This window comes from Algoriphagus antarcticus (genome assembly GCF_002150685.1).
In the GTDB taxonomy this organism is placed as follows: Bacteria; Bacteroidota; Bacteroidia; order Cytophagales; family Cyclobacteriaceae; genus Algoriphagus; species Algoriphagus antarcticus.
On record NZ_MSSW01000069.1, the window covers coordinates 1 to 1,849 of the forward strand.

Here is a 1,849-nt window from a genome sequence, read left to right on the forward strand (position 1 = left end):
CCATTCTGAAATTATCAACGATCATAAGGCATTGAAAAAGGAGCAGGATAACTATCAGGCAATCCCTGTAATCCGAAAGCTGGACAATACCATCGTACAGCGAAATTACCTGCAGATCAAACAGGATGTGCAAGATATTATTCAAGCCGAGATGAGCAGGTTATTGAATGATCCGGCTCAGAAGCATCTGGTGATTAGGAAGGGTAGTTGAAAAGTTTTGAATACTAATTATTTCTATTCAAAACACTAATTACCAATTTCTTTACTGTGTCCATTTCATCAGGTTTACTTGATGCGAGAAAAAGAGTTAAGCTGGCTAGTGCATCATTGCTAATAATCGAAATCCCTTCACTATTGTGAAGCAAATCATTGGACTGCAAAAAGAGAAGGAAGCAAGCTGCTGCTATTCGTTTGTTGCCATCTACGAACCCATGATTCTTCACAATCAAGTATAGAAGTGTAGCTGCTTTTTCTTCTAGGGTAGGATAGAAATCTTCATCTCCAAAGCCTTTAGTGATTTGTGAAATAGCACTTTCAAAGCTTCCATCTTTCTCCTTACCGAATACTCCTGATTCAAAATCTGATCTCATTGCTAAAATCACCATTTTATAATCACTTAGTTCTGGATAGTTGGCTTGTCTCTTACTTAATCCTTTTTTGTCCAGATTCTCATGATCATAATCATCCAGTAACTCTAGCCCCTTTGCAAAGTGATTCAGCCAATCCAAGTTTTGATCCTGTGCTTTTTGCTCAATTACTCTGCTTAAAATTCGAATTCCATCTTTCAGCGTTTGGACTTCTTGCTGCTTCTGCGATAACCTCTTCTCATTGATAGCGTAGCCTTGGACTAAGAAGCCTTTGAGTCTTTGGGTTGCCCATTGACGGAATTGAGTGCCTCTTTTGGAATTAACCCGGTAACCGACAGCGATTATTACATCCAGGTTATAATGTACTCTATCAATTAATTTTGAATTTGAATTATAGTTTTCAGCTTTCAGCGATTATTACATCCAGGTTATAATGTACTCTATCTCTTTCAACTGCTCTTTTACCTTCCATTTGAACTGTTCGGAAATCCCGAACAGTTGAGACTTTATCTAGTTCCTCAGATTCGAAGATGTTTTTGATATGTTCGCTAATGTTTGCTTTACTGGATTTAAATAGCTCTACTAATTGGCTGTTTGTTAACCAGGTAGTTTCATTCTCAAACTTCACTTCAATTTGAGTCTGGCCATCATTACCCTGATATATTTCGATTAGATTTTCCATTAGTAACGTTCAATTTAAAATTCATTAATGAGTTTCCGACTTCTTATAAGATGGCAGAATCAATTTTTTGGGATATTTTCTTTAGATCCACTTATGAAATCCTGGCAGTTAAGAGAGTTTATCCCTCAATGCCTGCATATCAAAGCTTATTTTAGTATCTAGAATTTTAGCATAATGTTGGGTTTGTTTAAGCGATTTGTGCCCAAGCATTTTCGATACAGTTTCGATTGGAACTCCGTTTGCTAAGGTGATCGTGGTGGCAAACGTGTGCCTAGCGATATGGAAGGTGAGAGGTTTGTTTATTTCACAGACATCGGCAATTTCTTTCAAATAGGAATTCATCTTTTGATTACTCAGAACTGGTAGAACATGAGTTCCATCTTGGCATTGGGGATGTGATCGGTATTTTTCGATCAATTCAAGTGCTTTGGGCAATAATGGCAAACGGGTAGGGGAATTTGTTTTTTGTCTATGAGTGTAAATCCATTGCTCACCGTCAATTCCAACTGAGATCTGACTCTTTTGAAGATTTTTCACATCTATGTAGGCCAACCCTGTATAGCAACTGAATAGAAAGATA

The 1,849-nt window shown here is 37.4% G+C and carries 3 protein-coding genes and 2 pseudogenes; 1 reads left to right on the plus strand and 4 read right to left on the minus strand.

The genetic code is table 11. The annotated features are described in order from the left end of the window. Positions 1-211: pseudogene (locus BVH04_RS20365) on the plus strand (conjugal transfer protein TraG); the annotation flags it as partial. 13 nt (positions 212-224) lie between these two features. On the opposite strand, the gene BVH04_RS26235 reads toward BVH04_RS20365, so the two are convergent. From BVH04_RS26235 to BVH04_RS20375, 4 genes and pseudogenes are all read right to left on the minus strand, one after another. Further along, complete coding sequence (locus BVH04_RS26235; protein WP_240510999.1) at positions 225-728, minus strand: type II toxin-antitoxin system death-on-curing family toxin; 504 nt, start codon at positions 726-728, stop codon at positions 225-227. Positions 729-851: 123 nt separating this feature from the next. After that, positions 852-998, minus strand: a pseudogene (gene rhuM / locus BVH04_RS26510) (RhuM family protein); the annotation flags it as partial. Further along, on the minus strand, positions 988-1,269 hold the full coding sequence (locus tag BVH04_RS26245) for a hypothetical protein (protein WP_240511000.1): 282 nt from the start codon (positions 1,267-1,269) through the stop codon (positions 988-990). The pseudogene rhuM and the gene BVH04_RS26245, both read right to left, overlap by 11 nt. A gap of 108 nt (positions 1,270-1,377) precedes the next feature. Next, on the minus strand, positions 1,378-1,849 hold a 472-nt coding region (locus BVH04_RS20375; protein ID WP_147303448.1), incomplete at its 5' end, for a site-specific integrase.

Bases quoted from the DNA above. Each gene is read 5' to 3' on its own strand.
- BVH04_RS26245 (WP_240511000.1), bottom strand. From the start codon at position 1,269: ATGGAAAATCTAATCGAAATATATCAGGGTAATGATGGCCAGACTCAA.